The 26,439-nt window shown below is 67.3% G+C and carries 24 protein-coding genes and 1 pseudogene; 10 read left to right on the forward strand and 15 right to left on the reverse strand.

The window, feature by feature from the left end:
• Window positions 1–20: 20 nt before the first annotated feature.
• Both M6E97_RS21500 and mdlC read right to left on the reverse strand, forming a co-directional pair.
• Window positions 21–1,360: pseudogene (locus M6E97_RS21500) on the reverse strand (MFS transporter).
• A gap of 86 nt (window positions 1,361–1,446) precedes the next feature.
• On the reverse strand, window positions 1,447–3,033 hold the full coding sequence (gene mdlC / locus M6E97_RS21505) for a benzoylformate decarboxylase (RefSeq protein WP_023094236.1): 1,587 nt from the start codon (window positions 3,031–3,033) through the stop codon (window positions 1,447–1,449).
• A gap of 100 nt (window positions 3,034–3,133) precedes the next feature.
• On the opposite strand from mdlC, the gene M6E97_RS21510 reads away from it, so the two are divergent.
• Window positions 3,134–4,030, forward strand: a complete 897-nt coding sequence (locus tag M6E97_RS21510; RefSeq protein ID WP_011666777.1) for a LysR family transcriptional regulator — start codon at window positions 3,134–3,136, stop codon at window positions 4,028–4,030.
• Window positions 4,031–4,044: 14 nt separating this feature from the next.
• Here M6E97_RS21510 and M6E97_RS21515 read toward each other — a convergent pair whose 3' ends face one another.
• Window positions 4,045–5,379 (reverse strand): MFS transporter, encoded by a 1,335-nt coding sequence (locus M6E97_RS21515; RefSeq protein ID WP_019484471.1) that lies wholly within the window; start codon window positions 5,377–5,379, stop codon window positions 4,045–4,047.
• A gap of 378 nt (window positions 5,380–5,757) precedes the next feature.
• Here M6E97_RS21515 and M6E97_RS21520 point away from each other — a divergent pair, with 378 nt between their 5' ends.
• Window positions 5,758–6,813 carry an aromatic ring-hydroxylating oxygenase subunit alpha gene (locus M6E97_RS21520; RefSeq protein ID WP_003099966.1) on the forward strand — a complete coding sequence of 352 codons (1,056 nt, stop codon included), beginning with the start codon at window positions 5,758–5,760 and terminating at the stop codon, window positions 6,811–6,813.
• A 14-nt stretch (window positions 6,814–6,827) separates the two neighbouring features.
• The gene (locus M6E97_RS21525; RefSeq protein ID WP_019484472.1) at window positions 6,828–7,781 is read left to right on the forward strand and encodes a PDR/VanB family oxidoreductase; all 954 of its coding nucleotides are present in this window, start codon (window positions 6,828–6,830) and stop codon (window positions 7,779–7,781) included.
• Here the strand turns inward: M6E97_RS21525 and M6E97_RS21530 are convergent.
• From M6E97_RS21530 to M6E97_RS21565, 8 genes are all read right to left on the reverse strand, one after another.
• A complete protein-coding gene (locus M6E97_RS21530) occupies window positions 7,778–8,491 on the reverse strand; it encodes a GntR family transcriptional regulator (RefSeq protein ID WP_003109450.1) in 714 nt (237 codons plus the stop codon). The genes M6E97_RS21525 and M6E97_RS21530 overlap by 4 nt on opposite strands.
• A gap of 63 nt (window positions 8,492–8,554) precedes the next feature.
• On the reverse strand, window positions 8,555–9,316 hold the full coding sequence (locus M6E97_RS21535; RefSeq protein ID WP_003095557.1) for an SDR family oxidoreductase: 762 nt from the start codon (window positions 9,314–9,316) through the stop codon (window positions 8,555–8,557).
• A gap of 357 nt (window positions 9,317–9,673) precedes the next feature.
• Window positions 9,674–10,606, reverse strand: coding sequence for an ornithine cyclodeaminase family protein (locus tag M6E97_RS21540; RefSeq protein WP_014603519.1), 933 nt, complete (start codon window positions 10,604–10,606; stop codon window positions 9,674–9,676).
• Window positions 10,607–10,676: 70 nt separating this feature from the next.
• Entirely contained in the window at window positions 10,677–11,393 is a 717-nt protein-coding gene (locus M6E97_RS21545; protein WP_003095563.1) for an ABC transporter ATP-binding protein, read from the reverse strand.
• The gene (locus M6E97_RS21550; RefSeq protein WP_003095566.1) at window positions 11,390–12,262 is read right to left on the reverse strand and encodes an ATP-binding cassette domain-containing protein; all 873 of its coding nucleotides are present in this window, start codon (window positions 12,260–12,262) and stop codon (window positions 11,390–11,392) included. The genes M6E97_RS21545 and M6E97_RS21550 overlap by 4 nt, the downstream gene beginning before the upstream one ends.
• On the reverse strand, window positions 12,259–13,536 hold the full coding sequence (gene livM / locus M6E97_RS21555) for a high-affinity branched-chain amino acid ABC transporter permease LivM (protein WP_003161297.1): 1,278 nt from the start codon (window positions 13,534–13,536) through the stop codon (window positions 12,259–12,261). The genes M6E97_RS21550 and livM overlap by 4 nt, the downstream gene beginning before the upstream one ends.
• A 10-nt stretch (window positions 13,537–13,546) precedes the next feature.
• Window positions 13,547–14,461 carry an ABC transporter permease subunit gene (locus tag M6E97_RS21560; protein WP_003095571.1) on the reverse strand — a complete coding sequence of 305 codons (915 nt, stop codon included), beginning with the start codon at window positions 14,459–14,461 and terminating at the stop codon, window positions 13,547–13,549.
• 234 nt (window positions 14,462–14,695) lie between these two features.
• Window positions 14,696–15,820, reverse strand: coding sequence for a branched-chain amino acid ABC transporter substrate-binding protein (locus M6E97_RS21565; RefSeq protein ID WP_003135508.1), 1,125 nt, complete (start codon window positions 15,818–15,820; stop codon window positions 14,696–14,698).
• A gap of 619 nt (window positions 15,821–16,439) precedes the next feature.
• On the opposite strand from M6E97_RS21565, the gene M6E97_RS21570 reads away from it, so the two are divergent.
• Window positions 16,440–17,378 (forward strand): LysR substrate-binding domain-containing protein, encoded by a 939-nt coding sequence (locus tag M6E97_RS21570; protein ID WP_003095575.1) that lies wholly within the window; start codon window positions 16,440–16,442, stop codon window positions 17,376–17,378.
• 56 nt (window positions 17,379–17,434) lie between these two features.
• Window positions 17,435–19,060 carry a methyl-accepting chemotaxis protein gene (locus M6E97_RS21575; protein ID WP_003095577.1) on the forward strand — a complete coding sequence of 542 codons (1,626 nt, stop codon included), beginning with the start codon at window positions 17,435–17,437 and terminating at the stop codon, window positions 19,058–19,060.
• Window positions 19,061–19,106: 46 nt separating this feature from the next.
• Here the strand turns inward: M6E97_RS21575 and M6E97_RS21580 are convergent, their stop codons facing one another.
• Together M6E97_RS21580 and M6E97_RS21585 are read right to left on the reverse strand one after the other, a co-directional pair.
• On the reverse strand, window positions 19,107–19,802 hold the full coding sequence (locus M6E97_RS21580) for an NUDIX domain-containing protein (protein WP_019484473.1): 696 nt from the start codon (window positions 19,800–19,802) through the stop codon (window positions 19,107–19,109).
• A gap of 14 nt (window positions 19,803–19,816) precedes the next feature.
• Window positions 19,817–20,419: an adenylyltransferase/cytidyltransferase family protein gene (locus tag M6E97_RS21585; RefSeq protein WP_003095582.1), complete on the reverse strand. Its 603-nt coding sequence runs from the start codon at window positions 20,417–20,419 to the stop codon at window positions 19,817–19,819.
• 109 nt (window positions 20,420–20,528) lie between these two features.
• On the opposite strand from M6E97_RS21585, the gene M6E97_RS21590 reads away from it, so the two are divergent.
• The 4 genes from M6E97_RS21590 (at window position 20,529) to choE (ending at window position 24,303) form a co-directional block, all read left to right on the forward strand.
• Window positions 20,529–21,188 carry a nicotinamidase gene (locus M6E97_RS21590; protein ID WP_003141693.1) on the forward strand — a complete coding sequence of 220 codons (660 nt, stop codon included), beginning with the start codon at window positions 20,529–20,531 and terminating at the stop codon, window positions 21,186–21,188.
• 2 nt (window positions 21,189–21,190) lie between these two features.
• Window positions 21,191–22,390 (forward strand): nicotinate phosphoribosyltransferase, encoded by a 1,200-nt coding sequence (gene pncB, locus M6E97_RS21595; protein ID WP_033937841.1) that lies wholly within the window; start codon window positions 21,191–21,193, stop codon window positions 22,388–22,390.
• A gap of 28 nt (window positions 22,391–22,418) precedes the next feature.
• On the forward strand, window positions 22,419–23,246 hold the full coding sequence (gene nadE, locus M6E97_RS21600) for an ammonia-dependent NAD(+) synthetase (protein ID WP_003099998.1): 828 nt from the start codon (window positions 22,419–22,421) through the stop codon (window positions 23,244–23,246).
• 133 nt (window positions 23,247–23,379) lie between these two features.
• The gene (choE, locus tag M6E97_RS21605) at window positions 23,380–24,303 is read left to right on the forward strand and encodes a cholinesterase ChoE (RefSeq protein ID WP_034005288.1); all 924 of its coding nucleotides are present in this window, start codon (window positions 23,380–23,382) and stop codon (window positions 24,301–24,303) included.
• Window positions 24,304–24,371: 68 nt separating this feature from the next.
• On the opposite strand, the gene azu is transcribed toward choE, so the two are convergent.
• Entirely contained in the window at window positions 24,372–24,818 is a 447-nt protein-coding gene (gene azu / locus M6E97_RS21610) for an azurin (protein ID WP_003095591.1), read from the reverse strand.
• Between the two features lie 275 nt (window positions 24,819–25,093).
• On the opposite strand from azu, the gene M6E97_RS21615 reads away from it, so the two are divergent.
• Window positions 25,094–25,681, forward strand: coding sequence for a TIGR00730 family Rossman fold protein (locus M6E97_RS21615; protein ID WP_034005287.1), 588 nt, complete (start codon window positions 25,094–25,096; stop codon window positions 25,679–25,681).
• 12 nt (window positions 25,682–25,693) lie between these two features.
• Here the strand turns inward: M6E97_RS21615 and M6E97_RS21620 are convergent, their stop codons facing one another.
• Window positions 25,694–26,389: a peptidoglycan DD-metalloendopeptidase family protein gene (locus M6E97_RS21620; protein WP_003095596.1), complete on the reverse strand. Its 696-nt coding sequence runs from the start codon at window positions 26,387–26,389 to the stop codon at window positions 25,694–25,696.
• Window positions 26,390–26,439 lie beyond the last annotated feature (50 nt).

Consider the following 26,439-nt stretch of genomic DNA (forward strand, 5'->3'; position numbering starts at 1 on the left):
CTCTTCTCCTCTTTCGAAAATCACAGGGGTTTCTTCGCCGTCGCGTCGACGGACACTTCCGCCGGCACGCGCGGCCGCAGGTGGATGCAGGCGATCGCCAGCGCGCCGATCACGCCAGGCGCGGCGAAGGCCAGGAAGTTCTGCTGGAACGGCAGCTCCAGGGCCAGCAGGCTGCCGCCGAGCATCGGCCCGGCGATGGCGCCGAGGCGGCCGACACCGGCGGCCCAGCCGACCCCGGTGGAGCGCACCCAGGCCGGATAGAACTGCGCGGCGTAGGCATGGATCACCGCCAGGGTGCCGATGGTGGTGGCGCCGGCCACCACCAGCAGGCCGTTGAGCAGCCAGGGGCCTGGCCCCAGGCCGAGGGCCGCCAGGGAGGCCGCGGCCAGGGCGAAGAACAGCACCAGGGTGCGGCCGGCGCCGAGGCGGTCGGCCAGCCAGCCACCGAACAACGCGCCGAGGGTCGCCCCGACATTCAGAGTGACGAGGAACGCCAGGCTCGAACCGAGGGCGTAGCCGCCGCCGGCCATCAGTTTCGGCAACCAGGTGTGAGCCCGTAGCTCATCAGCATGCACATGGCGAAGGCCACCCACAGCAGCAGAGTGCCCACTGCCTGGCGCCCCTCGAACAACTGGGCGACCCGTCCGCTCGGCGCTTCGGCCGCGACAGCGTTCGCCCGCTCGGCGCCGGGCCGGTAGTCGGGATCGACCTTGCGCAGCAGCGCGTCCAGTTCGGCGCGGCGGCCCTTGAGTTCGAGGAACGCCGCCGACTCCGGCAACCAGCGCAACATCAGCGGCACCGCCAGTACCGGCAGCACCGCCACGTAGAACACCGATTGCCAGCCCCAGGCGGGGATCATGGCGATCGCCAGTAGCGCCGAGAGCACCGCGCCCACCGAGTAGAAGGCCGACATCACCGTGACCAGGGTGCTGCGCCGCCCGGCCGGGGCGAATTCGCTGATCAGGTTGATCGCGCTGGGCACCAGCGCGCCCAGTGCCAGGCCGGTGAAGAAGCGTCCGGCGCCCAGTTCCAGCGGGTCGCGGGCGTGCCCGGTGAGGAAGGCGGCGAGGCTCGCCAGCAGGGTGGTGGCGATCACCAGGCGGCGCCGGCCGAAACGGTCCGCCAGCGGCGCCAGCAGGGTGCCGCCGAAGAGCATGCCGAACAGCGCGCAACTGCCGAGGGTGCCGGCCTGCACCGGGCTCAGCTGCCACTCCTGCATCAGGCGTGGCACCACCGAGCCGTAGATGACCATGTCGTAGCCGTCGAACAGCATGATGAAACACCCCCAGCCGAGGATCAGCCAGTGAGTACGGTTAAAGCGGGCAGCGTCGATCACCGCCGCAGCGGATTGCCTGTTCATACCAACCTCTCTCTTGTTCTTGTTATGGGCGCACGCGGGCGTCGGTCGGCACCGCCCACTCTGGCATGGGGCGGCGCCGTGGAACATCAGGGTTCGATGGTTTGCGTCGGCACCTCGATCAAAACCGGGCGATCAGCGGCCAGGGCATGCTTCAAGGCGCTTTCCAGCTCTTCGCGGGTGGCCGCGTGGAGCGCCTCGACGCCATAGCCGCGGGCGATCGCGCAGAAGTCCAGGCCGGGCACGTCGAGCCCCGGCGCATCGGGCACCTCGAGCACCCCGGCGAACCAGCGCAGGGCGCCGTAGGTACCGTTCTTGAGGATGATGAACACCGCCGGCACACGGTATTGCGCGGCGCTCCAGAGTGCGGTGATGCCATAGTTGGCCGAGCCGTCGCCGATGATCCCGATCACCTGCCGCCGCGGCTGCGCCAGTTGCGCGCCGACCGCCGCCGGCAGGCCGAAGCCGAGTCCGCCGGCGGCCGGGAAGAAGTAGCTGCCCGGCTCGCGCATCTCCACGCGCTGCCAGAAGGCGGTCACGGTGGAAGTCGACTCCTTGACGAAGATGGCGTCGCGCGGCGCCAGCGCATCGACCACGTCGAACACGGTTTCCGGCCGCAGCGGTCCGCCCTCCTCGGCCAGCGCCGGCGGTCGCGGCAGCGCCTCGGGCAACGGCCGCGCACTGGGGCGGACCTGTTCGAGCAGTGCCTCGAGGGTCAGCGCGATGTCGCCGACCAACGCGTCGCCCATCGGCGCCCGTGCCGCTTCGCCGGGATCGCAGGTGACCTGCACCAGCTCGGCGCCGGCCGGCAGGTAATCGCCGGGGGCGAACTGGTGATAGCGGAACACCGGCGCGCCGACCACCAGGATCAGGTCGTGGCCGTCCAGCAGCCGGCTGATCCCGGCGATGGCCGCCGGCAGCACGCCGCGGAAGCAGGCATGGCGGGTGGGGAACGGACAGCGCGAGGCCGACGGCGCGACCCAGGCCGGCATCCGCAGCTTCTCCGCCAGTTGCACGGCCAGGCCGTTGGCATTCGCCCCGTCGACGTCCGGACCGAGCACCAGCACCGGGTTGCGCGAGCGCGACAGGCGCTCGCCGAGTTCGGCCAGCAATGCCGGCGCGGGCAGCGCGGCGCCGCTGACCTGGCGCGCGGCCAGGTGTTCGACACCGGCCGGCGCCGGTTGCGCCCAGTCGTCGTAGGGAATCGACAGGTACACCGGCGCCCGCGGCGGCAGGCTGGCGGTCTGGATCGCCTGGCTCAACGCGCGCGGCACATCCTGGGCGCAGGCCGGCTCGTGGCTCCATTTCACCAGCGGCTTGGGCAGTTGTCCGGCATCGACGTTGGCGAGCATCGCCTCGACCCCGATCATCGAGCGCACCTGCTGCCCGGCGGTGATGACCAGGGGGCTATGGGAGTACCAGGCGTTGGTCAGCGCGCCCATGCCGTTGCCGGTGCCGGCCGCCGCATGCAGGTTGACGAAGGCCGGGCGGCCGCTGGCCAGGGCGAAGCCATCGGCCATGCCGACCACCGCGCCCTCGTGCAGGCCGAGGATGTAGCGGAAATCCTCGGGGAAGTCCTTGAGGAACGGCAGCTCGTTGGAGCCGGGGTTGCCGAAGACGGTGGTCAGGCCGTGGCGACGGAGGATCTCGTAAGACGCGGAATGGACGGTTTTCATGCAGGCCTTCAAGCTCGTTTCCTGGATTTGCGCTACTGTTGCAGCCGCTCGATAATCAATCAAATCGATACTCTTTCTATAAAAAATAGAACTGGTCTATATGAGTCCGATCGATCTCAACCTGATCCGCACCTTCGTCACCCTCTACGAAGCGGGCAGCGTGACCCTCGCCGCGGAGCGCCTGTTCGTCACCCAGCCATCGGTGAGCTACGCCCTGGCGCGCCTGCGCGAACTGTTCGACGACGCGTTGTTCACCCGCACCCGCGACGGCATCCAGCCGACCTTCGTCGCCGAGCAGCTCTACGGCACCTTCCGCGAGTCGCTGACGCGCATCGAGGGCGCGGTACAGAGCGTTCGCCACTTCGATCCGGCGACCACCGAGCGACGTTTCCGCATCGCCCTCACCGATCTCGGCGAGGTGGGTTTCCTCTCGCTGATCCTCGAACGCCTGACCCGCGACGCGCCGTTCGCCGAAGTGGAAGTGCTGCCGCTGCAGGTGGACGAGGTCGGCGCCTGGCTGAGCAGCGCCAAGGTCGACGCGGCGATCTGCCGCCAGCCGGTGCCCGGCGCGCGCAGCCAGCGGGTCCTGCACGAGCGCTACGTGTGCCTGCTCAGCGACCGCCACCCGCGGATCGGCGACAGCCTGAGCCTGGAGCAGTACCTGGCCGAGCGGCACATCGTGGTGACCCGCACCTCCGGCCACGGCATCGCCGAGGACGTGCTCGAGGCCATGCAGGTGCGGCGCCGCATCAGCCTGCGGGTGCCGCACTTCTCGGTGCTGCCGAAGATCATTCCCGGTACCGAGCTGCTGACCATCCTGCCGGCGCAGATCGCCTATCGCTTCGTCGCCGAAGGCGGCATGCGCATGCTCGAACTGCCCTTCACCCTGCCGCCGTTCGACGTCTCCCTGCACTGGCACGAGAGCAGCGAACGCTCGGCGGCGCTGAACTGGTTCCGTACCACCATCGCCGAGGCGATCATCGCCGCCCAGCGCTGAAACGCCGGCGGCCCTCACGCAGCGTCTCCCAGCGTCAGCGAGCGCTCGCGACGCCGCGCACCGAGCAGCGGCAACACGGCGGCCGCGGCGACGAACACCGCCGCGAACGCCCCATAGAGGGACAGCGGCTGCCAGCCGTCGTCGAGCAGGAGTCCGGCCACCAGCGGCGAGAGGATCGCCCCGCCGCGACCGACGCCGATCCCCCAGCCGACCCCGGTGGCGCGCACCGAGGCGTCGTAGAGGCTCGGTGCCAGGGCATACAGGCCGGCCACGCAGGCGTTGGCGCAAAGCCCGATCAGCAGTCCCAGCGGCAAGGCCGCGCCGGGCAGCCCGGCGCTCAGCGAGAACAGCGCGAGCAGAGCGGCAGTAAGCAGCATGAACAGCGCCAGCACCCGTTCCAGGCGAAAGCGCGCGGCAAGCCCGCCGAGCAAGGCGGCACCGAAGATCCCGCCGATGCTCAGCAGGGTGCCGCCGGTGATGCCCTGGGCGGTGGACAGGCCGGCGGCGACCAGCAGCTTCGGCGTCCAGCTCATGATGAAGTAGAAGCCGAACATCACCAGGAAGAACAGCGCCCAGAGCAGCAGCGTGGTGCGTCGCTGGGCGACGCAGAGCAACCGGGCGAGGTGGCTACCGTGCTCCGCTCCGCCGCCAGGCGGGCTCGGCAGTTCGGCGAGCGCCGCGCGGCCCAGGCGCCGGGCCAGCGCGTTGACCCGTTGCAACGCCCGCGGCGGCCGGCGCGCCAGGAGGAAGTCCAGCGACTCCGGCAGGCACAGGCAGACCAGCGGGATCACCGCCAGGGTCAGGCCAGCGCCGAAGACGAACACCGAGCGCCAGCCCCAGGCGCCGATCAGCCATACCGCGAGCAGTCCGCCAAGGGTCGCGCCGAGCGCGTAGCCGGTGGACTGCAGGCTTACCGCCAGGCCGCGCCAGCGGCGCGAGGCGTACTCGCTGGCGATCACGTTGCTGCTGGCGAGGATGCCGCCGATACCCAGTCCGGTCAGCCCGCGCAGCAACGCCAGTTGCCAGGCCGCCTGGCTCAGCGCCGAGGCGAGCATGCCCAGGCCCGACAGCGCCAGGCAGGCGAGGATCAGCGGGCGGCGCCCCCAGCGGTCGGCCCAGGGCGCGATGAACAGCGAGCCGGCGGCCATGCCGAAAAGGCCGGCGCTGAGCAGCAGGCCGATCTCGGCGCCGCCAAGGTTCCATTCGGCGGCCACCGAGGATGCGGTGAAGGCCATCACCAGCACGTCGAAGCCATCGATCAGGTTGAGCACGATGCACACAGCCACCGCCAGCCACTGGAACGGCCGCATCGGTTCGTCGTCGAGAGCGCGGCGCAAGTCCCGGTTCATGGGCGGCCCTCCCCGAGCGGACAGGAAAGAAGCGACGGCAGGCGGGAGCGAGGCGCGGGAATGCAGGAATCCATCATCGGGAAGACCCTTTTTCTTGTTGTTGTAGGCACGGCAAGCGCAGGCACCCTGGCACCGTTGCGTCGATGCCGCAATCCTATTGGATCCATTTGTGCGACAAGAAAACGGAAGGCCAGCGGATATCCCACTGTCAGCGAAATCTGAGAAAGGCTCTGGAACGAGATAATTGAGCGATTTATTCCTGAAGTTTTTTATGTGCGACTATCGAACGGATTATTTTTTGTACAGAAGCGGTTGACTTGGAAAAGTTGCCTCGCGAATCATTGGATCCAATTACAAAAACAACGAGAGGATCCGACGATGTTTCCGAAGAACGCCTGGTACGTGGCCTGCACCCCCGACGAACTGGCCGGCAAGCCGCTCGGCCGACGCATCTGCGACGAGCCGATGGTTTTCTACCGAGGCGAGGACGGCCGCGTGGCGGCCCTCGAGGATTTCTGCCCGCACCGTGGCGCGCCGCTGTCGCTGGGCTTCGTCGAGGACGGCGTGCTGGTCTGCGGCTACCACGGCCTGGCGATGGGCGAGGACGGTCGCACCCGCGCGATGCCCGGCCAGCGGGTCCGCGGCTTCCCCTGCATCCGTCGCTTCCCGGTGCAGGAGCGGCACGGCTTCGTCTGGGTTTGGCCGGGCGCGGAAGAACAGGCCGACGCCGCGCTGATACCCCGCCTGGAATGGGCGGAAAGCCCCGATTGGGCCTATGGCGGCGGGCTGTACCACATCCACTGCGACTATCGCCTGATGATCGATAACCTGATGGACCTGACCCACGAGACCTATGTCCATGCGTCCAGCATCGGCCAGAAGGAAATCGACGAGGCCGCGCCGACCACGCGGGTGGAAGGCGACGAGGTGATCACCAGCCGCCACATGCAGAATGTCATGGCCCCGCCGTTCTGGCGCATGGCCCTGCGCGGCAACGGCCTGGCCGACGACGTGGCGGTGGACCGCTGGCAGATCTGCCGCTTCACGCCGCCCAGCCACGTGCTGATCGAGGTCGGCGTGGCCCACGCCGGCCACGGCGGCTACCAGGCGCCGGCGGAGCGCAAGGCGGCGAGCATCGTGGTCGACTTCATCACCCCGGAGAGCGCCACTTCCATCTGGTACTTCTGGGGCATGGCGCGCAACTTCCAGGCCCACGACCAGGCGCTTACCGAGAGCATTCGCGAAGGCCAGGGAAAGATCTTCGGCGAAGACCTGGAAATGCTCGAAAGCCAACAGCGCAACCTGCTGCGCCATCCACGGCGCGACCTGCTGAAACTGAACATCGACGCCGGCGGCGTGCAGGCCCGGCGCATCATCGAGCGCCTGCTGGCGGACGAGCGCCAGGCCGCCGCCCCCAACCGCGCCCAGGCCTGACGGGAGCCTTCGCCATGATCGAGGTCATCGTCGGCGCCATCCGCCTGGAGGCGCAGGATATCCACAGCTTCGAACTGTTCCGGGCCGACGGGGCGGCACTGCCGTCCTTCGAGCCGGGCGCGCACATCGACCTGCACCTGCCCAACGGCCTGGTCCGCCAGTACTCCCTCTGCGGCCCCGCCGAACGGCCGCGCCACTACCGTATCGCCGTACTGCGCTGCCGCGACTCGCGCGGCGGCTCGGCCACGCTGCACGCCGAACTGCGGGTCGGCCAGCGGCTGCGCATCGGCGAGCCGCGCAATCTCTTCCCGCTGTCGCCGGAGCCCGGTCCGCGCCTGCTGTTCGCCGGCGGCATCGGCATTACGCCGCTGCTGGCGATGGCCGAACGCCTGGCCCGCGATGGCGCCGACTTCCAGTTGCACTACTGCGCGCATTCCGCCGAGCGCGCGGCCTTCGTCGACTATCTTGACCGGTGCGCCTTCGCCGACCGCGTGTACTGCCACTTCGACCACGGCGACAGCCGCCGCCGCGCGGACCTTCGCGCCCTGCTGGCGGCCAGTCCGCGCGACGCCCAGCTATACCTTTGCGGGCCGGCGGGCTTCATGCAGTGGATCGAAGAAAGCGCCCGCGAACTGGGCTGGGAAGCAAGCCGCTTGCATCGCGAGCACTTCGCCGCCGCGCCACGGGACGCCAATGCGGACGGCACCTTCGAAGTGCAGTTGGCGAGCAACGGGGCGCTGATCCGAGTCGCCGCCGGGCAGACCGTGCTGGCGGCCCTGCGCGAAGCCGGGGTGGACCTGCCGGCCTCCTGCGAGCAGGGCATCTGCGGCACCTGTCTGACCCGCGTGCTGGACGGCGAACCGGAGCATCGCGACCTCTACCTCAGCGAAGAGGAGCAGGCCGCCAACGATTGCTTCACGCCCTGCTGTTCGCGTTCGCGCAGCCCACGGCTGGTGCTGGATCTCTAGTCGGCGGCGACGTCGCCGTGAAGCACGGTGACGCCCTTCCGCGCCGGATCGAAGTAGTCGGCATAGCGCAGGGTCGCGTTGGCGTGCTCGCGCATGATCGCCTCGGCGCGCGCCCCCTGGCCGTTGACCAGCGCGTCGACCACCGCGTGGTGCTGCATGTGGGCGAAGTTGAAACGGCGGAATTCCTGCTCGAGATTGTCGCGATCCACCGCCAGGGCGCTCACCGAGGCGAACGGCAGGTGGTCGTTGCGCGCCAGCGCCACGGCGATCGCCGGGTTGCCACTGGCCTCGATGATGGTGCGGTGGAAACGCATGTTCATGCGCTGGTAGCGCTCCAGCTCCTCCAGCAGGACCTGGCCGTTGGCGAACAATCGGTCGCCCTCGGCCAGGCATTCCTCCAGGGTCGCCCGTGCCTCGGCGGACAGCCCGCGCTCGGCCGCCTGGCGCGCCGCCAGGCCTTCCAGCACGCCGCGCACCTCGACCGCGCCGGCGATATCCTCGCGGGTCACCGCGCGCACCCTGTAGCCGCGCCCGGTCTTGCACAGCAGGCCTTCCTGCTCGAGGGTACGCAGAGCGATGCGCACCGGCATGCGCGAGACCTGCAGGCGTTCGGCGGTGGGAATCTCGACGATGCGCTCGCCGGCGGCGAGTTCGCCGGAAGCGATCAGCTTGCGCAGCTCGGCCAGCACGCGTTGGCCCGGTTTGCTCATGGAATTCGCTTATTCGATCGGGACGACCGGGGCATCATAGCGCGCCCCGGCCGCCTCCGCCGGTCAGCTTTCGCGGTGGATGGCGAAGCCGGCCCAGGACTGGCTCACCGGCATGATCTCGAGGCTGTTGATGTTCAGGTGGGCGGGCTGGTTCATGATCCAGAAGATGGTCTCGGCGATGTCTTCCGGCTGGATCGGATGGGCCCCGGCGTAGGTCTTGTCGTAGCGCGCCTGGTCGCCGCCGAAGCGGACCAGGGAGAACTCGCTCTCGCACAGCCCCGGCTCGAGGTTGGTCACGCGCACCCCGGTGCCCTGCAGGTCGCAACGCAGGTTCAGGGAGAATTGCTCGACGAAGGCCTTGGTGCCGCCGTAGACATGGCTACCCGGATAGGGCCACTTGCCGGCCACCGAACCCAGGTTGACGATGCTCGCCCCGGCGCCGTGGGCGATCAGCCGCGGCAGCAGCAGGCGCGTGCTGTAGAGCAGGCCCTTGATGTTGGTGTCGACCATGGTGTCCCAGTCGTCCAGGTCGCAGGACTGCGCCGGGTCGGTGCCCAGCGCCAGGCCGGCGTTGTTGATCAGGCCGCGCAGGGTGGCGAACTCTTCCGGCAGGTTGTCCACGGCCGCGCTCATCGCCGCGCGGTCGCGCACGTCCAGGGTCAGCGGCAACACCCGGGTCTTCGCCGAAAGCTCGCCGGCCAGGGCCTGCAGACGCTCCTCGCGACGGCCGGTGAGCACCAGCGACCAGCCGGCCTCGGCGAAACGACGGGCGCAGGCTTCGCCGAAGCCTGAGGTGGCGCCGGTGATGAACAGGGTGGACGACATGGGCATCTCCTCGTACGGGGCGGAAAAACGATATCCGGGGATTCTAGAGCCTCGCCGTGCCCGGTTGGCCATACAGTTGCGCACGAGTTTGCCGAGGCGCCTGCTCAAAAAACGACCAACCTCGCGGAACCCGCACCGTGCTTGGGCCGCAGCGAACAGCCACCAACTTGTCCACAGGGCGTCGCACAGTTTTCCTGAACAACTGTGGCAGCGGCATGACCACGCGCTGGGGATAAGTGCCCCGGCGCGAGCACTGATCATTTTCTGACCAGCCACGCCTAACCCTCGCCAATTCAAGGGCTTGGCGGTTCTTACCCACCTTATCCACAAGCCCCCGCACAGAAATCCTGAACAACCTCAGGCGGCGTTATCCACAACCCGGCGCGCGGCGACCAGGTCCTCCAGCGCATAACCCACCGACTTGAACAGGGTGATTTCCCCGGGATCGCCGCGCCGCCCTGCCCCGCCCAGCAAGTCGCGCAGTTCGGTGGATATCGCCTCGCGCCCGATGGCGCCTTCGGCGATCGCCTGCAACAAGTCGCCAGCCTCTTCCAGCGCGCCTGCGCGGGTATCCACCACGACCCGCGCGCGCGCCACCGCCAGGGCGTCAGTCTCGCGCATGGACGGCAGGAAGGCGCCGACCAGGTCGAGATGGACGCCCGGCTTCAGCCATGCGCCGCGCACCAGCGCTTCGCGGGAGGTGGTAACGCAACTGACGCAATCGGCCGCCTCCACCGCCGCGCGCAACCCGTCGGCCGCTCGCGCCGGGTAGCCCTCCTCGCGCAGCCGGGCGGCCAGCGCGGCGGCCTTGGCCGGATCGCGGCCCCAGATGTCGATGTGGCGATAGTCGCGCACGCAGGCGTGGGCCCGCACCATGTGCGCAGCCAGGGTTCCGCAGCCGACCACCAGCAGGCGCCGCGCATCGTCCCGCGCCAGGTAGTCGGCGGCCAGCGCCGAGCTGCAGGCGGTACGCCGGGCGGTCAGCTCCGAAGCCTCCAGCAACGCCAGCGGGCGACCGTCTTCGCCGTCGAACAGAGCGAACACCGCGGCCACCGCCGGCAGGCCACGCGCCCCATTGCCAGGGAACACCGTCACCAGTTTCACGCCGATCCCCTCACCGGCCTGCCACACCGGCATCTGTAGCAGCGAGGCCTGCGCCGGCAAGGCATGGCAGCTGCGCAGCGGCGCACTGCAAGGCTTGGCCAGGCCGATGCGCAACGCCTCGATCAGTTGTGGATAAGACAGGCGCTCGGCGACCTCGGCGTTGCTGAAAAAGCGCAGGCTGTGCATAAGTCTAGTTTCCTCCGTGGCTCCAGGGCAGCGCCCGCCCCGGCGGCCAGGCAGCCGGGGCGGGGCGCGCTCAATGTCCGCCGAGATAGGCGTTGCGCACCTCCTGGTTGCCGAGCAGTTCTTCGCCGCTGCCGCTCATGCGGATTTCCCCGGTGACCATTACGTAGGCGCGGTCGGAGAGCTTCAGCGCATGGTTGGCGTTCTGCTCGACGAGGAAGATGGTCATGCCGCTCCTGGCCAGCTCGCGCAGGGTCTGGAAGATCTGCTTGACCACGATCGGCGCCAGGCCCAGGGAGGGCTCGTCGAGCAACAGCAACTTCGGCCGGCTCATCAGCGCGCGGGCGATGGCGAGCATCTGCTGCTCGCCGCCGGACATGGTCATGGCGCGCTGGTTGCGCCGCTCCTTCAGGCGCGGGAACAGCTCGAACATGCGCTGCATGTCCTCCTCGGCGTGGTCCATGCCGATGGGAATGGTACCCATCAGCAGGTTTTCCTCGACGCTCATGTCGGGGAACACCCGGCGTCCTTCCGGCGACTGCGCGATGCCGTTGGACGCCACGTAGTGCGCCGACTTCTGGCGGATGTCCTGGCCGCGATAGAGGATCTGCCCGGCCGCCGCGCGCGGCTGGCCGAAGATCGACATCAACAGCGTCGACTTGCCCGCGCCGTTGGCACCGATCAGGCTCACCGTCTCGCCCTCGTTGACCTGCAGCGAGACCTTCTTCAGCGCCTGGATCGGCCCGTAGAACACGTCCACCTCACGGAATTCCAGCAACGCCGCGCTCATGACAGCTCCTCTTCGTCGGCACCGAGATAGGCGGCGATCACCTTCTCGTCATGGCGGATCTGTTCGGGGTTGCCACGGGCGATCACGTCGCCGTGGTCGAGCACGATGATGTGGTCGGAGATGTTCATCACCATGCCCATGTCATGCTCGATCAGCAGTACGGTGATCCCGTGGTGGTCGCGCAGGTAGCGGACGATGTTGCTCAGGGCGTGGGTCTCGGCCGGGTTGAGGCCGGCGGCCGGTTCGTCCAGGCAGATGAGTTCCGGCCGCGTGCACATGGCCCGGGCGATCTCCAGGCGCCGTTGCTGGCCGTAGGACATCTCGCCGGCCAGGCGGTTGGCGCAGTCCACCAGGTCGACCACCTCCAGCCAGTAGAACGCGTGGTCCAGCGCCTCGCTCTCGGCGCGGCGATAGCCGGGAGTGTTGAGGATGCCGGCGAGCAGGTTGCGGTTGACGAACATGTGCTGCGCCACCAGCAGGTTCTCCACCACCGACATGTCCTTGAACAGGCGGATGTTCTGGAAGGTCCGCGCCAGCCCGGCGCGGTTCACCAGGTGGGTGCCGCCGAACATCTTGTAGTAGAGGCGACTGCCCAGTTGCGGCGGCTTGACGAAGTCGTCCAGCTGGAACGGCTCGCCGAGCACCTGGATGACGTCCGTGGTGCGCCCCTGGGTGTTGAGCAGGATGTTGCCGCCGGTGGCCTTGTAGAAGCCGGTGAGGCAGTTGAACACGGTGGTCTTGCCGGCGCCGTTGGGGCCGATCAGCGCGGTGATCGAACCGCGCTCGACGTCGAGGTTGACGTCGTTGAGCGCCTTGATGCCGCCGAAGTGCATCATCAGGTGCTCGACGCTGAGGATCTTGTCGCTCATGGCGCCACCCCCTTGCGCGGGGCGAAGCCCACCCGGCTGATGCGGATCAGCCCGCGCGGCCGCCAGATCATCATCACCACCATGAGTATCCCGAGCAGCAGCACGCGGATGTCGGCGAAGCTGCGCAGCAGCTCCGGCGCCACGGTGAGGACGAAGGCGGCGATCACCACCCCGACCGTCGAGCCCATGCCGCCGAGCACGACGATGGCGAGGATCAGCGCCGACTCGAAGAAGTTGAACGAGGACGGGTTGACGAAGCCCTGGTAGCTGGCGAAGAACACCCCGGCCAGTCCCGCGGTGGAGGCGCCGAGCATGAACGCCGAGAGTTTCACCAGCACATGGTTGAGGCCCATCGCGCGACAGGCGATCTCGTCCTCGCGCAGCGCCTCCCAGGCGCGCCCGACCGGCATCCGGGTCAGCCGGTGCTTGATGTAGAGCACCAGCAGCACGACCAGGAACAGCACCACGTAGATGAACAGGAACTTCATGTTGGGGTTGTAGGCGATGCCGAGGAACTCGTGGATCGGCACCCCGCCATCCTTGGCCCGGCGGCCGAACTCCAGGCCGAGGAAGGTCGGCGCCGGCGCCGGCATGCCGTTCGGCCCGCCGGTGAAGGACAGCCAGTTGTTCAGTACCAGGCGGATGATCTCGCCGAAGCCCAGGGTGACGATCGCCAGGTAGTCGCCATGCATGCGCAGCACCGGGAAGCCGAGGATCGCCCCGGCCACCGCGGCGGTCAGCGCGGCCAGCGGCAGGACGGTCCAGAAGCCCAGGCCGAGGTACTGGTAGCCCAGCGCCAGGCCATAGGCGCCGATGGCGTAGAAGGCCACGTAGCCGAGGTCGAGCAGCCCGGCGAGGCCGACCACGATGTTCAGGCCCAGGCCCAGCAGCACGTAGATCAGGCCGAGGATGACCACCGCCAGCAGGTACTTGCTGGCGAAGAACGGGAAGATCACCGCGGCCACCAGGATCAGCGGCACGATCCAGCGCAAGCGGGTCTTGTAGCCCGGCGGCAGGACGTGGACGCCGCTGCCAGCCCCCTCGAAGCGCTCCAGCACGGCCCGCCCGCCGCGGGTCTGCAGGTAGAGGCTGAGCAGGAAGCGCCCGGCCATCACGATCGCGATGATCCAGCCGACCCGCTCGTAATGCAGGTTGAAGCCGTAGCCGTCGAGGACCACGCCGACGATGGGGCCGAACACCACCAGGGCGATCAACCCGGAGAGCACGGCATCGACGACGCACTGCTTGAGATCGATGGAAGTCTCGTTGCTCATCGTCGTCCCCTTACACCTTGGCGATCTGCGGGCGGCCGAGCAGGCCCTGGGGACGGAAGATCAGGATCAGTACCAGCAACGAGAAGGCGAACACGTCCTTGTAGTCGGTGTTGACCATCCCCGAGAACTGCGCCTCGGCCACTCCCAGCACCAGGCCGCCGAGCATCGCCCCGGGCAGCGAGCCGATGCCGCCGAGCACCGCCGCGGTGAACGCCTTGATGCCGATGATGAAGCCGGCGTAAAAGTCGAAGGTGCCGTAGTTCATGGTGATCAGCACCCCGGCCAGGGCGGCCATCGCCGCGCCGATGACGAACACGTAGGAGATCACCCGGTCGGTGTTGATCCCCAGGATCGAAGCCATCTTGCGGTCCTGCTGGGTCGCCCGGCACATGCGCCCGAGCTTGGTGTAGCGGATCACGTAGGTCAGCACCGCCATGCCGATCAGCGAAGCGATCAGGATGAACAGCTTGGTGTAGGTGAGCTGGACGAAACCGTCGCCGACGTGGAATTTCAGGGCGCCGTCGAGCAGGGTCGGGATCCCCTGCTGGCGCGGTCCCTGTGCCACCTGCACGTAGTTCTGCAGAATCAGCGACATGCCGATCGCCGAGATCAGCGGCGCCAGGCGCGTGGAGTTGCGCAGCGGCTTGTAGGCGATGCGCTCGATCACCCAGCCGTAGGTGCAGGTCACCAGCACGGTGAACAGCAAGGTGCCGAGGATCAGCAGCGGGAAGTTCTGCAGGCCGAAGAAGGCCAGCAGGGCAAGGGCGATGGCCGACAGGTAGGCGGAGATCATGTACACCTCGCCGTGGGCGAAGTTGATCATGCCGATGATGCCGTAGACCATGGTGTAGCCGATGGCGATGAGGCCGTAGACCGAGCCGAGGGTCAGCCCGTTGATCATTTGCTGGAGGAAGATGCCGTCCATTTTTCAGTCTCTTCAGGGCGAATCGCGACGGCCTTTGTAAGGCGCGCCGGCGCTCGCCGGTGAAAGCGGACGGGTGCTACTGAAACGGCCCCGGATCGCGGGACTCCAGACCGACCACACGCAGACGTCTTCGGTGAATCCGCACTACGGCGGCAAGCACGGGCGAGCACTTCAGCAGCTCCCGGACTTACCCATGCGCCGAGCCTGTGCCCGGCGCATGGCGGTCGAGCGCGATCAGGGCAACTGGTGGTACTTGCCCTTGTCGTCCCACTCGTAGACCACGTAGTCGGAGACTTTCAGGTCGCCCTTCTTGTCCCATTCCTTCTTGCCCATCACGGTCTGCACCGGATGCGACTTCAGCCACTCGGCGGCCTTGGCCGGATCGTTGGCGCCGGCGCCGTTGAAGGCCGCCGCCAGGGACTGGATCGAGGCGTAGGAGTAGAGGGTGTAGCCTTCCGGCTCGAAACCGCCGGCACGGAACTTCTCCACCACCGCCTTGCCGTCGGGGATCAGCCGCGGGTCGGCGCCGAAGGTCATCAGCACGCCCTTGACGTACTGCGGACCGCCGGCGGTGGTCGCCAGTTCGTCGGTGACCACGCCGTCGTCGGACATGAACCTGGCGGTCAGTCCCTGTTCACGCATCTGCCGTACCAGCGGACCGGCTTCCGGATGCAGGCCGCCGAAGTAGACGACCTCGGCACCGGAGGCGCGGATCTTGGTGACCAGCGCGTTGAAGTCCTTCTCGCCGCGGGTCAGGCCCTCGTAGAGAACCTCTTTCACGCCGAGCTTGTTCAGTTGCGCCCTGGTGGCGTCCGCCAGGCCCTGGCCATAGGTGTCCTTGTCGTGGATCACTGCGACCTTCTTGGCCTTCAGCACCTTGACGATATAGTCGCCGGCGACCACGCCCTGCTGGTCGTCGCGGCCGCACATGCGGAACATCCCGGAGAGTCCGCGCTCGGTGACCTGCGGGTTGGTGGAACCGGGGGTGATGGCGATGATCCCGGCCTCGTCGTAGACCTCGGATGCGGGGATGGTCGAAGAAGAGCAGAAATGGCCGACCACGGCGATGGCCTTGTCCTGGTCCACCAGGCGGTTGGCCACGGCCACGGCCTGCTTCGGTTCGCAGGCGTCGTCGGCCTTGACCAGCTTGATCTTCTCGCCGTTGATCCCACCCGCCGCGTTGATGTCTTCCGCCGCCTGGGACGCGCCGCGCCAGTATTGTTCGCCGAAGGAGGCGTTGGCGCCGGTATGCGGTCCGGCCACGCCGATCACGACGTCGGCCAGCGCATGCGTGGAAAGACCCATCACGGACGAAACCGCGAGAGCCAGGATGCCTTTTCTGAACAGCTTCTTGGACATGGGGTGTTGCTCCTGAGGATGATGTTGGCGCTCGTAACTACGATGTTGTTGTTGTGTTTCGCTCAACAGGCAGAGCAAGCGGCGTGCCATTCGTTTTTTTCCTGAGTGGCCGGCCACAAGAACTTTAGCCCTCCTTTCCGTTTTTATCTTTGTTATTGGAAATCAGTCATTTAGGCATTTCTCCGAATCCCCTTCGGAGAGCTACAGCCCAGGCCTCACAAGGCCTGAACCGTTCCTAGGAATAACTCTACAACGATATTGAAGCGGTTAGAAACTGCACGTCACTGGTGCGCTGCACGCACTAATTGAGGTCCTCTTTTTCAATGAAAGTGCAGGACAGAGCGGTTTTTAAAATTAATATGAACATGAACTTCCCGGGATTCGGTACTTGGCGGAAAAAGTCGATTCGAATACGACATGGACATATCCGTGAGCGACGCCACGTTCGGCGCAAAGCCCTGTGACGGATTCGTCATAAGCCAGCGAATGCTCTATCGCGAGACTTGCCGGCAGTAATAAGCGTCGCCCGGCACTCCGGCAAGCGAGCTTTCCTCCCCACGTCATTCCGTTTATTCATATAACGCGTTCCGCCCGCTCCACCCGCGCCAGGAAACCCGCCATGCTGAACAAACGCCGCCTGCCGTCGATGACCGCCCTGCAATGCTTCGAAGCGGTAGCCCGGCACCTGAGCTTCACCCGCGCCGCCGAAGAGTTGAGCCTGACCCAAAGCGCCATGAGCAAGCAGGTCGCGCAACTCGAGGAGCAGTTGCAGCACGCCCTGTTCCGCCGGGTGCGCAAGCGCCTGCAACTGACCCCGGCCGGCGAGCTGTACCTGGCCGAGGTACGCCGCATCCTGCAACAGGTAGAGCTGTCCACCCGCTTCCTGCTTTCCTACGGCGGCGAGACCGAAGTGCTGCGAGTGGCGACCCCGCCGACCTTCGGCGCGCGCTGGCTGATCCCGCAACTGAACGGCTGGCGCCACCGCCACCCGAACATCCACCTCGACCTGCGCCAGGAACTGGAACCTGACGACCTGCGCCAGGGCCATTGCGACCTGGCGTTCTTCTTCGGCCCCGGCACCCTGCCGGGCGCCGAGTGCATACGCCTGTTCGGCGAACAACTGGTGGCGGTCTGCGCGCCATCCCTGCTGCCGGCCGGCGGACTGGACGAACCGACCCAACTGGCGGGGCTGGTGCTGCTGCAGAACGCCAGCCGCGCGGAGGCCTGGCACGACTGGTTCGCCAGCCTGGAGCGAAATTGCCAGGGTTGCTACCACGGTCCACGCTTCGACACCTTCTACATGTGCATCCGCGCCGCCCAGGCCGGTTGCGGGGTAGCCCTGCTACCGCGCTTCCTGGTCGAGGAGGAACTCGCCGAAGGCAAGCTGGCGATCGCCTGGCCGCACGCCCTGCCCAGCCAGGAGGCTTACTACCTGGCCTATCCCGAGCATGCCGCGGAAGTCCCCAAGGTGCGCCATTTCATCGAGTGGATGGTAGAGCGCCTGGAGCAGGAGCAACCCTCAGCGGGCCCCCGCCAGACGCGCCACGGCCCGGTTTGACGTTTCCGCTGCGCGGAACCATCTTTACTCTCACTCGGTTCACCTCGGAACGTCCCATGCTCACTGGCGTCACGGTTCGAATCCGCCTGCTGGTCCTGGCGTTGCTGCCCCTGACGATGCTCGTCACGGTCATCGCGATGGCGCTGGCCAACGCCAGTCGACTCGATGCCAGCTTCCAGGACCTTTTCAACAACCGGATGAAGCCCATCAGCCAGCTCAAGATCGTCGCCGACGCCGTTGCGGTCAGCGTGGTCGACGCCCTGCACAAGTACCGTGCGGGCGTCTTCGATGAAGAGCGCCTGCAGCAGGAGTTGAGTGGGGCGCTGTCGCGCATCGAGAAGTCGTGGGCCGACTATTCCGCAGACCACCGGACTGCCGCCGAGAAGGAAATCATCGAGTCGCTGGTCCCCACCCTGGAACAGGTCAAGCGGATGACCCTGGCATACGGCGAGCAGGCCAGGGCCGGAAGCCTGCGAAACGTCGAGGCCGGAACGTTCAATCGCGAGATGTATGGTGCGTTCGATCCCCTGGGAACCGCGCTGTCGACGCTGATCGACCTGCAGCTCAGCGAAGGCGCCAAGCTCAACGAGCAGATGGAGAAACGCTACGACTCCATGCGCACCACCTTCCTGCTCATCGGCGCCGCAGCCCTGGTCCTCATCGTCGCCGCGGCCTGGTTCATCAGCCTGTCGATCATGCGCCCGCTTTCCGATCTGCGCGGGGTGATCCGCCGCGTGCAGGACTCCTCGAATCTCACGCTCCGCGCCGATGCGCGCGGGCGCGACGAAGTGTCCGATACGGCGCGCGCATTCAATATGATGCTGGAAAGCCAGCAGGCGCTGCTCCGCCATCTCGCCGAAACGGCCAGGAAGCTGACCGTCACCTCGGACGAGATGAGCGCCATCAGCAACCAGGTCAGCCATGTCGCCACGTCCCAGGGCGACCAGACCGACATGGTCGCCACGGCGGTACACCAGATGAGCATGGCGGTCCAGGACGTGGCGCGGAACGCCCAGGCCGCCGCAGCCAGCGCGGAATCGGCGAACAGCGAGGCGCACACCGGAACCGGCCTCGTGCATGCGAACCTCGACGCCATCCAGGGCCTGTCGGTCATGGTCGGAGAGGCGGGAGCCGTCATCGACACGCTGCGCAACAAGACCGAGGAAATCAGCACCGTCCTGGAAGTCATCCAGAACATCGCCCAGCAGACCAACCTGCTCGCCCTCAATGCCGCGATAGAAGCCGCACGGGCGGGCGAGGCCGGACGCGGGTTCGCGGTGGTCGCCGATGAAGTGCGCAGCCTGGCCACCAATACGCACAAGGCCACCGAAACCATCCGCGAGATGATCGAAGCCCTGCAGGCAGGCGCCAGCAGCGCGGTCAGCGTGATGCAGCAGTCACGCGAGCAGGCCCAGGTCAGCGTCCAGCGCGCCCACGAGGCGGGAAAGGCGCTCGGTCTCATCGCCCAGGCGATCGAAGGCATCGCCCAGAGCAACGCGCAGATATCCACGGCGACGGAAGAACAGACCGCCACCGCGAGCGAGGTCAGCCAGAACATCGACTCGCTCAATGCCAGCATCGGTGAAGTCGCCGAGGGCGCGGTGAAGACCTCCACCTCCAGTGTCGAGCTGGCGAAGCTGGCAAACGGACTGGAGCAGCAGATCCAGCGCTTCACCGTCTAGCAAGCGCGGCAGGGAGCGGCCTCACCGGCCCTGCCGCACCCGTTTGTCAGGACGCCAGCAGGCTGCGGTCGAAAACGAAGGCGCCGCCCTGCTTCGGGGTGAAATGCAGGACGTGTTGCGGGCGCCCCATGGGCGGACGCTGGCGTTCGCCGGTGTCCTCGACCCAGCCAGCCTCTTTCATCCGCTCCAGGCGCCCGCGCAGGCTGGAATGCTGGACTTCCTGGCCGATGGCGCACTCGAAGGCCTTCAGCGCCTCGGCCACGGTGAAGCGCGGCGCCAGCAGGAACAGCGGCAGGGCGCTGTACACCGACTTGCTCGCCAGGCGCTCGCAGGCCTGCTGTACCAGTTGGGCGTGGTCGAACGGCAGGGCGAAGCGCTCGCTGCGAACGTCGCGCAGCGGCACGAAGTCGAGGTCGTCGTCCTCCACCCGGGTGTCCGGGCCGACCAGCACCAGGTAGAACACGCTCAACGACCAGCCGCGCGGGTCGCGTACGGCGTTGCCGACCGTGGCCACCTGCTCGATGTAGGCCGGCTCCAGCCGCGCCTTGTCGCGCAGGGCGCGCACCGCCGCGTCGTCGAGGCTGTGGTCGGCGCTGCGGCCGTTGACCAGCACGCCGGGCAAGGCCCACTGGCCGGCGAAAGGCGCCTGGGCGCGGCGGATCAGCAACAGCTCCAGTCCGTGCCCGGGGTTCAGGCGCAACGCCACGATATCCACGCTGGCCAATACTTCCGCTGAACTCATCGTCACTCCTCTCTTCAGACCGCCTGGCGTTCGCCGCCATAGCAGTGCAGTTCGTCCTTCACTTCCGGCAGGCACCAGGCCTCCGGTATCGCCAGTCCTTCGCGCAGGCGCTGGCGGATCATCGAGCTGTGCAGCGGCAGCCGCTCCTCCGCCACCAGCCGGCCGAAGCGCCAGCACAATTCGGCGGCGCGTTCGAAGCGCGGCAGCTCCGCCTCGTTGTCGGCGCCGATCAGCAGGGCGATCCGCGCTGACGCCAGGCCGCTACGCGCGGCCAGCGCTTCCAGCAGGTCGATGCTGTAGACCGCCGGACGATCGGGCATCAATCCTGCTTCGATCGGCTCGCAATACACCCGCCGCGGATCGATCCGCCGGGCCAGCCGCGCCAGCCAGCGGCAGCGCAGCTCGAAATCGCCCATGCGCTTGCCGAAGGCGTGGCGGTGGCTCGGCACCAGGGCGACCCGTTCGGCGCAAAGCAGCGCCCGGCGGATCACCGACTCATGGCCGGGGTGCGGCGGGTCGAACGCCCCACCATAGACCGCGAGAGCGAAGTCGGGGGCGCGTCCGCCGCTCATCCCGGCAGGCAGTCGGCGAATCCGGGAACTTATTTCATCACGCATAGAAAATACCTTCCACTGCGAAATTTTGTAGTACAAGTGCTTGACGACTTATTTCACGTGATGAATTATGTACCCACATTCAGCCCCAACCCGTCAAGCGGAGGCTTCCATGAATCGCCCCAGCAAGATCGCCAGCTTCGATGTCGACGCCCAGAAAGGCTTCACCCCGCTGTGCCCGGACGAACTGCCGGTGCCCGGCGGCGACGCCATCGGCGCCGCCCTCAACCAACTGGCCAGCCGCGCCGCGCTGCGCCTGGGCAGCAAGGACGCGCACAGCCCGAAGGCTGCCTGGGTAGTGGAAAGCGCCGAGCAGATGCTGCGGCCGCTGGCCTATCCGGATGCCGACCTGACCTGGGTGAGCCACTGCGTACCGGGTACGCCGGGCTTCGAGCTGCTCGACGAACTGCCGCGGCCGATCGACTACGACTTCTTCGTCTGGAAGGGCGTGGAGCCGGACCTGCACCCCTACGGCGCCTGCTACCACGATCTGGCGGAACGCCGCAGCACCGGGGTCATCGAATACCTGAGGCAGAATGGCGTGAGCCATGTGCTGGTGGGTGGCCTGGCGCTGGACTACTGCGTGAAGAACACCGCCCTGCAACTGCGCCGCGCCGGTTTCGAGGTGCTGCTCTACCTGCCCGCCTGCCGGGCCATCGCCGAGGACACCGCGCAGCGGGCCTGCGACGAGATGCGCGACGCCGGGGTGATCCTCTGCGCCGACCTGGAACGACTGGATAGCGCCCTCACCGGCGCCGACAAGGAGAAGTGAACATGGCCGAAAGCGTCTTTGCCGAGCGCATCGCGCAGAACCTGCTCGATACCGATTTCTACAAGCTGACCATGATGCAGGCGGTGCTGCACAACTACCCCAACGCCGAAGTGGAGTGGGAATTCCGCTGCCGCAACGCCGAGGACCTGCGTCCGTACCTGGCGGAGATCCGCTACCAGATCGAGCGCCTCGCCGAAGTCGAGGTAACCGCCGACCAGCTCGCCTTCCTCGAACGCATCCCGTTCATGAAGCCGGACTTCATCCGCTTCCTCAGCCTGTTCCGCTTCAACCTGCGCTACGTGCACACCGGCATCGAGGATGGCCAACTGGCAATCCGCCTGCGCGGCCCATGGCTGCACGTGATCCTCTTCGAGGTGCCGCTGCTGGCCATCGTCAGCGAGGTGCGCAACCGTTATCGCTACCGCGAGGTGGTCCTGGAACAGGTCGGCGAGCAGCTCTATCGCAAGCTCGACTGGCTCTCCGCCCAGGCCAGCAGCGAGGAACTCGCGGAATTCCAGGTCGCCGACTTCGGCACCCGCCGGCGCTTCTCCTACCGCACCCAGGAGGAAGTGGTGCATATCCTCAAGCGCGACTTCCCCGGGCGCTTCGTCGGCACCAGCAACGTGCACCTGGCCCGCGAGTACGATCTCAAGCCGATCGGCACCATGGCCCACGAATGGCTGATGGCCCACCAGCAGCTCGGCCCGCGGCTGGTCGACAGCCAGCAAGCGGCGCTGGACTGCTGGGTCCGCGAGTACCGCGGACAGCTCGGCATAGCCCTGACCGACTGCATTACCATGGATGCCTTCCTCGACGACTTCGACCTGTACTTCGCCAAGCTCTTCGACGGCCTGCGCCACGATTCGGGCGACCCGCTGGCCTGGGCGGAGAAAGCCATCGCCCACTACCGCCGCCTGGGTATCGACCCGCTGAGCAAGACCCTGGTGTTCTCCGACGGACTGGACATGCCCAAGGCGTTGCAGCTGTTCCGCGCGCTACGTGGCAAGATCAACGTCAGCTTCGGCATCGGCACCAACCTGACCTGCGACATCCCGGGGGTCGAGCCGATGAACATCGTCCTGAAGATGACGGCCTGCAACGGCCATCCGGTGGCGAAGATATCCGACGCCCCGGGCAAGACCCAATGCCGCGACGAGAACTTCGTCGCCTACCTCCGCCACGTCTTCAACGTGCCGGCCTAATCCTTTCGCACCTAACGGGAGCCCGAACATGCAACAGATCCAACGCGACATCGCCCAAGCCCTGCAGGTCCAGCCGCCGTTCCAGTCGGAGGCCGACGTGCAGGCGCAGATCGCCCGGCGCATCGCCTTCATCCAGCAGTGCCTGAAGGATTCCGGGCTGAAGACCCTGGTGCTGGGGATCAGCGGCGGCGTCGACTCGCTCACCGCCGGCCTGCTGGCCCAGCGCGCCGTCGAGCAACTGCGCGAGCAGACCGGCGACCAGGCCTACCGCTTCATCGCCGTGCGCCTGCCCTACCAGGTGCAGCAGGACGAGGCCGATGCCCAGGCCTCGCTGGCGACCATCCGCGCCGACGAAGAGCAGACCGTCAACATCGGTCCGTCGGTGAAAGCCCTGGCGGAACAGCTGGAAGCCCTGGAAGGACTCGAGCCGGCGAAGAGCGACTTCGTCATCGGCAATATCAAGGCGCGCATCCGCATGGTCGCCCAGTACGCCATCGCCGGCGCACGCGGCGGCCTGGTGATCGGCACCGACCATGCCGCCGAGGCGGTCATGGGGTTCTTCACCAAGTTCGGCGACGGCGCCTGCGACCTGGCTCCGCTCAGCGGCCTGGCCAAGCATCAGGTACGCGCCCTCGCCCGCGCCCTCGGCGCTCCGGAGAACCTGGTGGAGAAGATCCCCACCGCCGACCTCGAGGACCTGCGCCCCGGCCATCCGGACGAGGCTTCCCACGGCGTCACCTATGCCGAGATCGACGCCTTCCTGCACGGCCAGCCGCTGCGCGAGGAAGCTGCGCGGGTGATCGTCGACACCTACCACAAGACCCAGCACAAGCGCGAACTGCCGAAGGCGCCCTGAGCCTCCCGGTCCGTGCGGCAGGCCCGTCGTCGACGGGCCTTTGTCGCGGGCGGGAATGTGCCTGTCGCAACCAGGTCTTCAAGTCCGCGCGGCGGCGCGCTAGAAGGAAGCTGAATCCCTGCGAAGGCCAGCCATGCGCACCCGTCTCCCCACCCTGCTCCTCGGTGTCCTGCTGGCCGGCCAGGCCTGCGGACACACGTCCCCGCTGCTCGCGCCGGTACGGCAGATCCACGCCTTCGGCGACAGCTATTCGGACAACGGCGAAAGCCAGCGACTGACCCGCGAGATGCTCGCCAAGGGCATCGCCGGCACCCAGGCATTGCCCGGCGAAGTCTACTGGCAGGGCCGCTGGAGCAACGGCCCGACCGCCGTCGAGGTACTCGCCCGCCAGCTCGGCGCACAACTGGCCGACCATGCGGTGGGCGGCGCCAAGAGCGGAGCGGACAACTACTACGGCTGGATGAGCGCCTACCGCCATACCGGCCTCGCCGGCCAGGTCGACGCCTACCTCGCCACGCTGGACGGCAAGCCGGCCGACGGCCAGGCGCTGCACTTCATCTTCGTCTCCGCCAACGATTTCTTCGAGCATGAGGATTTCGCCGGCGAGCAGACCCTGGAACAACTGGCCGGCAGCAGCGTGGCGAACATCCGCGCCGCGGTGCAGCGTCTCGGAGAGGCCGGCGCACGACGCTTCCTGGTGGTCAGTTCGACCGACCTGAGCGTGGTCCCGGCGGTGGTCGTCGGCAACCGGGTCGAGCGTGCGCAGCGCTACCTGCAAGCGGTCAACGCCAGCCTGCCGATCCAGCTCGCCGCCCTGCGCAAGACCCGCGGCCTGGAGCTGAGCTGGTTCGACCATCTCACCTTCAGCCGCCACTTGCGGCGCAACCCGGCACGCTACGGCCTGGTGGAGCTGGACGCGCCCTGCCAGCCGACCCAGCCCAGCGTCCGCCCGGCCTGCGCCAACCCGGACCAGTACTACTTCTGGGACGAGTGGCATCCGACCCGGCGCGTGCACCAACTGGCCGGCGAAGCGATGGCGGCGCGCTACGCGCGCTGAGCCCGGCGCGCGCCCATGAAAAAGCCCGGCAGCGGCCGGGCTTTTTCATGCAGCGGATCGCTCGCGCATCACTTCAGGGTCAGGGTGCCCTTCATCAGCGCGGAGTGGCCCGGGAAGGTGCAGAAGAACATGTACTGCTCGCCTTCCTTCAGCTTGGAGACGTCGAAGGTCACCGAGTCTTTCTCGCCCGAGCCGATCAGCTTGGTGTGGGCGATGACACGGCTGTCGTCGGGCTTCAGGTAATCCTTGTCCAGGCCGGAAGCCATGCCGTCGGTGACCACGCCCTGCATGTCGGCGGCGGTGCTCAGTACCCAGTTGTGGCCCATGACGTTCTTCGGCAGGTTGCCGGGGTGGGACAGGTTGACGGTGAACTGCTTGCAGCTCTTGTCGACGGTGATGGCATTGGTGTTGAACTGCATCTGGTCGTTACCCTGGATGTCCACCGAGCACTCGGCAGCCAGCAGCGGCGCACTGAGCAGGGACAGCAGGGATACCGCAGCGAGTTTACGTAGCATGGAGCAGCCTCCTAGGCAGGTTGGGCGATGAATCCTGAAAGAGCAGACTGCCCGATCGGGCACCGAGTTCCACTGATTCAGGTCAAACCCGAACCGGACGTGGCGGGGCATCGAGCGGGATCTGCCCGGCGTTTACTACGGGGAACTCCTGTTTTAGCACAGATGTGCCGCTTCGCGCCTGCGACGCAACGTCCGGCAATGCTTCGCACGGCTTGGTCGAAGCGCTCCCAGCCGCTACCCTGTGCGCCTTTTTCCACCCCCGACAGGAGTCGATCATGACCTTGCGTTCCGTCTGCGTATTCTGTGGCGCCAGCCCCGGCGCTTCCCCGGTCTACCAGGAAGCCGCCGTGGCCCTCGGCCGGCACCTGGCCGAGCGCGGCCTGACCCTGGTCTACGGTGGCGGCGCGGTCGGTCTGATGGGCACCGTGGCGGACGCCGCATTGGCCGCCGGCGGCGAAGTGATCGGGATCATCCCGCAGAGCCTGCAGGAGGCCGAGATCGGCCACAAGGGCCTGACCCGCCTGGAAGTGGTAGACGGCATGCACGCGCGCAAGGCGCGCATGGCCGAGCTGGCCGACGCCTTCGTCGCCCTGCCCGGCGGGCTCGGCACCCTGGAAGAGCTGTTCGAGGTCTGGACCTGGGGCCAACTGGGCTACCACGCCAAGCCGCTGGGCCTGCTCGAAGTGAACGGTTTCTACAACCCGCTGCTGACCTTCCTCGACCACCTGGTCGACGAACGCTTTGTCCGCGCCGAACACCGCGGCATGCTGCAGCGCGGTGCCAGTCCGGAGGCGCTGCTCGATGCCCTCGCCGCCTGGACGCCAAGCGTGGCGCCAAAGTGGGTCGACCGCACCCCGCAGTGATCCGCTCCTCTCTCAGGACGGCGGCAGCAGGCTCAGCGGGTCGAGCGGCCGGCCGTTCTGGCGGATCTCGAAGTACAGTTGCACCCGGTCGGCATCCGAGGAACCGGCCTCGGCGATCTTCTGGCCCTTGCTGACCATCTGCCCCTCCTTCACCAGCAAGCGGCTGTTGTGCGCGTAGGTGCTGGTGTACGAGGTACCGTGCTGGATGATCACCAGGTTGCCGTAGCCACGCATGTTGTTCACCGCGAACACCACCTTGCCGGCCAGCGAGGCCTGTACCGGCTGGCCCAGGGTGCCGGCGATGCGGATGCCCTTGTTGAGCTTGTCGGAACTGGAGAAGCGGCGGATCACCGGCCCCTTCATCGGCCACTGCCAGCCGCGCAGGGTCACCGACGGCGGCGGAGGCGGCGGCTTGCGCGCACGGCTGCTCGACGAGGAGCGGCTGCTGGCGACGTAGGTCGACTTGCGCCCGTCGAAGCGCACTACCTGGCCGACCTTGACCGCGTAGGGCGGGCGGATGCCGTTGGCGCGCGCCAGGTCCTTGTAGTTCCAGCCGTGCCGGGTGGCGATCGAATAGAGGGTGTCGCCGCGCTTGACGCGATACTCGCCGCGCACGACCTTCGGCACCGACGCCCCCGGGCCGGGAGCCTTGGAGCTGCACGCGGATACCGCCAGCAGGACGGCGATCAAGAGCAATCTGAAGAACACACGGAATCCTTTTCCCGATGAAACCCGGCCGGCTGCAGCGACGGTTGCAG

It is taken from the genome of Pseudomonas sp. B111 (assembly GCF_026428275.1).
Taxonomy (GTDB): domain Bacteria; phylum Pseudomonadota; class Gammaproteobacteria; order Pseudomonadales; family Pseudomonadaceae; genus Pseudomonas; species Pseudomonas aeruginosa.